This window comes from Halomonas sp. MMSF_3323 (assembly GCF_030733595.1).
Classification (GTDB): domain Bacteria; phylum Pseudomonadota; class Gammaproteobacteria; order Pseudomonadales; family Halomonadaceae; genus Halomonas; species Halomonas litopenaei.
Window position 1 is genome coordinate 1 of sequence record NZ_JASHIT010000075.1, and the last position, 7,017, is coordinate 7,017.

The 7,017-nt window shown below is 65.7% G+C and carries 5 protein-coding genes and 1 pseudogene; 5 read left to right on the plus strand and 1 reads right to left on the minus strand.

Features of this window, described 5'->3' with window-relative positions; all coding sequences use genetic code 11:
* From RBB39_RS22435 to RBB39_RS22455, 5 genes and pseudogenes are all read left to right on the plus strand, one after another.
* Window positions 1-645: pseudogene (locus RBB39_RS22435) on the plus strand (hypothetical protein); the annotation flags it as partial.
* Between the two features lie 141 nt (window positions 646-786).
* Window positions 787-2,172 carry a hypothetical protein gene (locus RBB39_RS22440; protein ID WP_045991046.1) on the plus strand — a complete coding sequence of 462 codons (1,386 nt, stop codon included), beginning with the start codon at window positions 787-789 and terminating at the stop codon, window positions 2,170-2,172.
* 218 nt (window positions 2,173-2,390) lie between these two features.
* Window positions 2,391-3,656, plus strand: a complete 1,266-nt coding sequence (gene glyA, locus RBB39_RS22445) for a serine hydroxymethyltransferase (protein WP_045991047.1) — start codon at window positions 2,391-2,393, stop codon at window positions 3,654-3,656.
* A 295-nt stretch (window positions 3,657-3,951) separates the two neighbouring features.
* Window positions 3,952-4,902, plus strand: coding sequence for a mannosyl-3-phosphoglycerate phosphatase (locus tag RBB39_RS22450; protein WP_071211076.1), 951 nt, complete (start codon window positions 3,952-3,954; stop codon window positions 4,900-4,902).
* The gene (locus RBB39_RS22455; protein ID WP_045991048.1) at window positions 4,899-6,119 is read left to right on the plus strand and encodes a glycosyl transferase; all 1,221 of its coding nucleotides are present in this window, start codon (window positions 4,899-4,901) and stop codon (window positions 6,117-6,119) included. The genes RBB39_RS22450 and RBB39_RS22455 overlap by 4 nt, the downstream gene beginning before the upstream one ends.
* 183 nt (window positions 6,120-6,302) lie before the next feature.
* On the opposite strand, the gene dsbG is transcribed toward RBB39_RS22455, so the two are convergent.
* On the minus strand, window positions 6,303-7,017 hold a 715-nt coding region (dsbG, locus tag RBB39_RS22460; RefSeq protein ID WP_306169428.1), incomplete at its 5' end, for a thiol:disulfide interchange protein DsbG.

Sequence of the window (7,017 nt, forward strand, 5' to 3'; positions counted from 1 at the left end):
CAGGCCAGGCTGGCCCAGCTGGCGCGCAGTGCCGCGCGCCAGGGAGTGCCGTTGGTGGTGGTATTCGAGGGCCATGACGCTGCCGGCAAGGGCGGCGGCATCCATCGCCTGACCTCGGCAATGGATGCACGTCAGTACCGTGTGCATCAGATCGCTGCGCCCACCGAGGAGGAGCGCCTGCACCCGTGGCAGTGGCGCTTCTGGCATCGTCTGCCCCGCGATGGCCGGGTGGCGATCTTCGACCGCTCCTGGTATGGCCGGGTGCTGGTGGAACGGGTCGAAGGCCTCGCCGACGAGCGGGACTGGCGACGCGGCTTTGAAGAGATTCGCCAGTTCGAGGCGCGCCTGCTCGAGCACGGCACCGTGCTGGTCAAGCTGTTCCTGGCCATCGACAAGGACGAGCAGCTCGAGCGTTTCGAAGCCCGGGCCGAGACCCCTCACAAGCGGCACAAGCTCACCGACGAGGATTGGCGCAACCGCGAGCGCTGGGACGACTACCAGCAGGCCATCGACGAGATGTTCGCGGAAACACATGCCCCTGGCGGCGAGTGGGTGCTGATCGACGCCAACGACAAGCGTCGGGCGCGCCTGGCGGTGATCGAGGAGGTGAGTCGGCGGTTGTCGGCGCGCCTGCCTCTGGATTGAGTGACCGATGTCCTGTTAACACTGCTGAAGGCCTGTCGACGGATTCGTTCAGGCGCTACAGTGAAGGCTGACATAACTGCCGTATCGGCAAAGATCGTTGGTGTTTGCCAGGTTCTATTTTCACACCGGAGGTGAAAGTTCATGAAGTGCCGTCTGTCTTCCCGCCACGCCGTCCCTTTCGTGGCGCTGCTTTCTCTGGGGGCGAGCGTCGCCCAGGCCGACGCCGAACGTCTCGAGGCTGACCTGCGTGCGGCCCTGGAGCGCGAAGGTACCCTCGAGATCGGCGAGGTATCCGATGAGCTGCTCGGCAGCACCACCAGTGCCGAGAACCTGACCCTGACCGGCGACAACGGCGAACGCCTGACCATCGCGCGCTACCTGGTCGAGGGCGACTACGACGCACCGGAAGAAGTGGTGCTCGAGGACATCGAGCTGGTCGACCGGGGCGCCAGCATGCTGCTCGAGCGGCTGGTGTTCGAGGAGCCCGGCCAGCCGGTGCTCGATCTGCGTGATCTGCCCTGGGATGAAGACAACCCGCTGGCCGGGATTAGCCTGGAAGGACTGGTGATGGATCAGCGCCAGGGCAAGGTGGGGGCGGACCTTCCCTGGGGCGACTATCCCGGCCGCATCGAGATCCAGAGCCTGGGCGCCAGCGACGTCAGCGCCGATGCCATCGGCAGCCTGACCCTGACCGGGATGAGCGGCTCCAGCGACAACTTCGAGGAGCTCGGGGCCGGAACCTTCTCGCTGCCGTCACTCAGTCTGACCGGCCTCAAGGGGCTTGCGAGCGACGCGCCCACGGTGGACGCCCTCGAGCTCGAGGACCTGGAGATCGCCACCGATCGCCTGGTGGCAAGCCTTGAGCATCTGGTGGCCGACGGCGACATGAACGACGGCGAGTACAGCGGGCGCATGGACAACCTGACGGTGGATCTGGCCAGGATGATCGAGCTGGCGCCGGTGGACGAGCGCACCCAGCTACGTCTGGTCAGCAACGTGCTGACCGATGGCTCCGGACAGCTCACCCTGGACGCCGACATGGACGGTACCTGGGAGGCCAGCGGTGCCAATGGCCAGGTGGCCAGCCGTTTCGAGATGACCGCAGCCGATGCCTTCCGCCTCGGCTTCGACAGTGACCTGCCGGTAAACCTGCCCAAGGGCCAGGACCCTGCGGCCTACTTTGCCGGCCTCGAGGACTGGACCGAGCTGGACACCCAGGGCGGCGACGTCTCGCTCAGTCTCAGCGATCTGGGCGTGTTCGGGCGTATCGCACCGGTGGTGGCAGCGACCCAGGGGGTGTCCGAAGACGCCCTGCTCGAACAGCTCAGGACCCAGTCCGAAGGCTTCGGCATCATGATGGGACCGCAGATCGGCGCGGTGCTCACGGGGCTGGTGCAGATGATGGCCGGCGAGGCCAGCGAGATGTCAATCGACCTCAGCCTGCCACCCAGCCGACAGCTCCAGAAGCTGGCCCAGGACCCGCTGGGGCTGCCCCAGGCGTTGTCCATGGAAGTCACGATGGACTAGGGCTTGGCCGAAGGGTCGTGGCGCCCGCCGGCGTTTCGGGCTGAGCCTGGAAAAGAGCGCCCGGTGGGCCACGCTTCAGTCTGACTGAAGCCAAGATGAGAAATCATGCAGCAGCCCATGACGGTCTTTCATGTGAAAGCGGTCATGGGCTGCGCTATGATGGCGGCCCGCTTTTCGCGATTGCCCCTTGAATCCCCCGCTGCGAGGTTATGCCGCCGATGTTCAGCCGTGATATGCAGATTGCCGGTTTCGATGATGCCCTGTTCGATGCGATGCAGAAGGAAGTCGCCCGTCAGGAGGCTCACATCGAGCTGATTGCCTCCGAAAACTACGCCAGCCCCCGGGTGATGGAAGCCCAGGGTAGCCAGCTGACCAACAAGTACGCGGAAGGCTATCCCGGCAAGCGTTACTACGGTGGCTGCGAGTACGTCGACGTGGTCGAGCAGTTGGCCATCGACTATGCCAAGGAGCTGTTTGGCGCGAGCTACGCCAACGTCCAGCCGCACTCAGGCTCCCAGGCCAACGGCGCGGTCTTCCAGGCCCTGGTCAAGCCCGGTGACACCGTGCTGGGCATGAGCCTCGACGCCGGCGGTCACCTGACCCACGGCGCCCGCCCGAACTTCTCCGGCAAGCACTACAATGCCGTGCAGTACGGCATCGACGAGTCCGGCCGCATCGACTACGACGAGGTGGCCCGCCTGGCCCGCGAGCACCAGCCGAAGATGATCATCGCCGGTTTCTCCGCCTACTCGCAGATCATCGACTGGGCACGCTTCCGCGAGATCGCCGACGAGGTGGGTGCCTTCCTGCTGGTGGACATGGCCCACGTGGCCGGCCTGGTTGCCGCCGGTGTCTACCCGAATCCGCTGCCCCACGCCCATGTGGTCACCACCACCACCCACAAGACCCTGCGCGGTCCCCGTGGTGGCCTGATCCTGTCCGCCGAGAACGACGCCGACATCGAGAAGAAGCTGCAGTCTGCGGTCTTCCCCGGTGGCCAGGGCGGCCCGCTCGAGCACGTCATCGCGGCCAAGGCGATCTGCTTCAAGGAGGCCATGGCGCCCGAGTTCAAGACCTACCAGCAGCAGGTGGTCAAGAACGCCCAGACCATGGCCAAGGTATTTATCGAGCGTGGCTACGACGTGGTCTCCGGCGGCACCGAGGATCACCTCTTCCTGCTGTCGCTGATCAAGCAGGGCCTGACCGGCAAGGACGCGGACGCGGCCCTGGGTCGTGCCCACATCACCGTCAACAAGAACGCCGTGCCCGGTGATCCGCAGAGCCCCTTCGTGACCTCTGGCCTGCGTATCGGCACCCCGGCGGTCACCACCCGTGGTTTCGGCGAGAGCGAGTGCGGTGATCTGGCTGGCTGGATCTGCGACATCCTCGACGTCATGGCCAAGGGCGAGTCCACCGAGGCCATCGAGGCCGAGGTCAAGGCCAAGGTGGAAGAAGTCTGCACCCGTCTGCCGGTCTACGGCTGAGTGCCCGGCGGGGTGACCCGCCGCTCAGGCCACCAAAGACACCCCCGAGAGCTCCGCTCTCGGGGGTGTCGTCGTTCTGGGGCTGTGTGCTTGCAGCGGGGCGTCGGCTGTCGATGCACCATTGTGGTGCCTTATCCTGCACCGGGCACGGCCGCGTCCGCCCCGGACCTGACGGGGCCTCGTTGCGCTGACGTCTACATTCCCTTCATCTGCTTGTTTTCCCGTTGCTCTGTTGAGCGCTGGCGCAGCCCTTGCTTTGTATCTCGGTGAACCCTTTTGATGCGAAGGTCCCACCATGCACGCCAGCACGACTCCCCGAATCGGTGCCTTCGACGGGCCCAGGCTGCTGTTCACCGACCTGGATGGCTCGCTGCTCGACCACCATGACTACGGCTGGAAGCCCGCCGAGCCCTGGCTCGATGCCCTGCGTGAGGCCGGCGTTGCGGCGATCCCGGTGACCAGCAAGACCCGCAGTGAACTGCTCGGGCTGCGCCAGCAGCTCGGCCTCGCCGATCGCCCCTTTATCGCCGAGAACGGCGCGGTGATTGCGCTGCCCCCCAGCTGGTGTCACGCCCGACGTGAGGGACAGCCGGGCCCGGATGGCCTGGTGATCCGCACCCTCGGGGTGGATATCGGGCTGATTCGCCGGCGGGTGGCGATCTGGCGTGAGCGGCTGTCCGCGCGCTTTCTGACCATGAGCGAGATGGCGCTGGAGGACGTGGTGGCCTTCACCGGTCTGGATGAACAGGAGGCTCGCCTGGCACGCCTGCGCGAGGGCAGCGAGCCGCTGTTGTGGGAAGACGACGAAGCGCTGCTGCAGCGCTTTCGCGAGGGCCTGGCCAGTGACGGCCTGCGCATGACGAGGGGCGGGCGCTTCTGGCACGTGCTCGGCGACACCGACAAGGGCCAGGCGGTGCAATGGCTGTGCGCCCGCTTCGAGGCGCTCAAGGGCCGACGCCCCGAGACCCTGTCGCTGGGCGATGGCCCCAACGATGTCGCCATGCTCGAGGCCACCGATGCGGCGGTGGTGATTCGTGCCCGCCATGGCCTCGACGTGTCCCCGTGCCAGCCGCGCTTGTATCGCAGCGAGGCGCTGGGCCCCAGGGGCTGGGCCGAGGGGGTTGCGCACTTCTGGGGAGAGCAGGACGCGGCGGAGCCTGCCAGCAGCGCTGAGGCCGGCAGCACCGATGCCGGCGGCGCCGACGACAAGGATCATCACAAGCTGGGCGAGGAGGGTGAGGCATGAGCGATTTCCACCAGAACGGCATCATCACCGACTTTCACAACCTGACCCGGCGCAAGGTCGAAGACCTGGAGGCGGATCTGGAGCGCTTCGGCCGCCAGCGCCCGCTCGGGCTGATCCTGCCGTCATTGTACTCGGAGCTGGAAGGACCGGCGCTGGACGCCATCGTCGAGTCCCTGGCCCAGGCGAGCTATCTGTCGGAGATCGTGATCGGCCTCGATCGTGCCGACCGGGACCAGTTTCTGCGGGCACGCGAGTTCTTTTCGCGCCTGCCCCAGCACCATCGCATCCTGTGGAATGACGGCCCGCGCCTGAGCGCGCTGGACGCGCAGCTGGCCGAGGAAGGCCTGGCGCCACAGCAGCCGGGCAAGGGCCGCAATGTGTGGTTCTGTGCGGGCTATGTGCAGGCATCCGGGCGCACCGCCGCGGTGGGGCTGCATGACTGCGATATCCTGACCTACGACCGCGGCCTGCTGGCACGGCTGATGTATCCGGTGGCCCACCCACGCTTCAACTACGCCTTCTGCAAGGGCTACTACCCGCGTATCGCCGAGGGCAAGCTCAACGGCCGGGTCTCCCGGCTGATGGTGACCCCGCTGCTGCGGGCGCTAAAGATCATGCACGGGCCCTTGCCTTACCTGGACTACCTGGACAGCTATCGCTACCCGCTGTCGGGGGAGTTCTCGATGCGTACCGAGGTGCTGGACAACATCCGTATCCCCGCCGACTGGGGGCTGGAGATCGGGGTGCTGTCCGAGGTCCACCGCGACCACTCCACCAATCGGCTGTGTCAGGTGGATATCGCCGACGTCTACGACCACAAGCATCAACCGGTGTCCGCCGATGACGCGGCCACCGGGCTCAACCGCATGAGCCTGGATATCGCCAAGGCGCTCTATCGTAAGCTGGCCACCCAGGGTGTGGGTTTCTCGTCGGAAGGCTTTCGTACCCTCAAGGCCACCTACTATCGCCTGGCCCTCGATCTGATCGAGGCCTACGACCACGACGCCACCATGAACGGGCTGAGCCTGGACCGTCACGCCGAGGAGCAGGCGGTGGAGCTGTTTGCCGCCAATCTGATCGAGGCCGGTAACGCCTTTCTCGACAACCCCAGGGAGAAGCCCTTTATCCCGAGCTGGAACCGTGTGCGGGCGGCCTTGCCGGACCTGCCCGAACAACTTTACAGCGCGGTAGAGGCCGATAACGCCGGGGATGTCTAAGGCTTTAACGAAAAGTGCCTGCGCTCGGTAATACGGCGTTAAAAATCAGGTCAAAATGCTCATTTACACCACGTAAACTGCGCTTTCTCACCGATTTTTGCCTTGTCTAACCATCGCTCGTCGACTTTTCGTATAAAGCCGGCAACGGGCTGGCACAGAAGGCCAGCGCCTTGATCAACCCTGTCAGTTGGGCTCCGGCCCCATGATGGTATGGAACAGTTCTTCGCTGGGCAGGCCTTGGCTCATCTCGAGCCTGCCATCGTTGCGATAGACGATGCCCGGGGTCGCCACCATGCCGAAGCTGCGAAACAGTTCATGGTTGCTCTGCAGGCGCTGCTCCAGGTCTCTGGGCAGTTGGCGCATGGGCTCAATCGGATCGCCGCTCTCATGGGCGCGGAGGGCGGCCTGAGGGTCATCGGCGGCCAGCATCGTGACTGCCTGACGCGGACTCTCGGGGTCGAGGATGCCGACCATCACGTGGCGGAGCTGGACCTGGCCGCTTTCGACGAAGGGCCGGCTCTGCTGCCACAGGCGGGTGCAGTAGGGGCAGTTGGGATCGGTGAACACATAGACGATGCGCTCGGCGTCGGGATCGCCGTCGGCGATCCAGGCGCTGTCCTCAAGGCTCTGCCAGGTGGTCTCGTCCTGGGGGCCGCGTACCAGGCGCTCCAGCGGCGCCTCCGACAGATTGTTGGCGTCGGCGTCGATCAGATTGCCGACGATGGCGTGCTCGCCATCCTCGGTGACGAAGATGGTCATCGGCTGTCCGCGATGGCTGGCGGCGAAGCCGCTGAGCCCACCCGGCGCGTCGAATTCACCGTGCACCTCAAGACCTTCCTCTTCCAGCGCCTCGATGGGGGCGGGGTGGCCCTCGGCCTCGACGCTGGACAGTGGCATC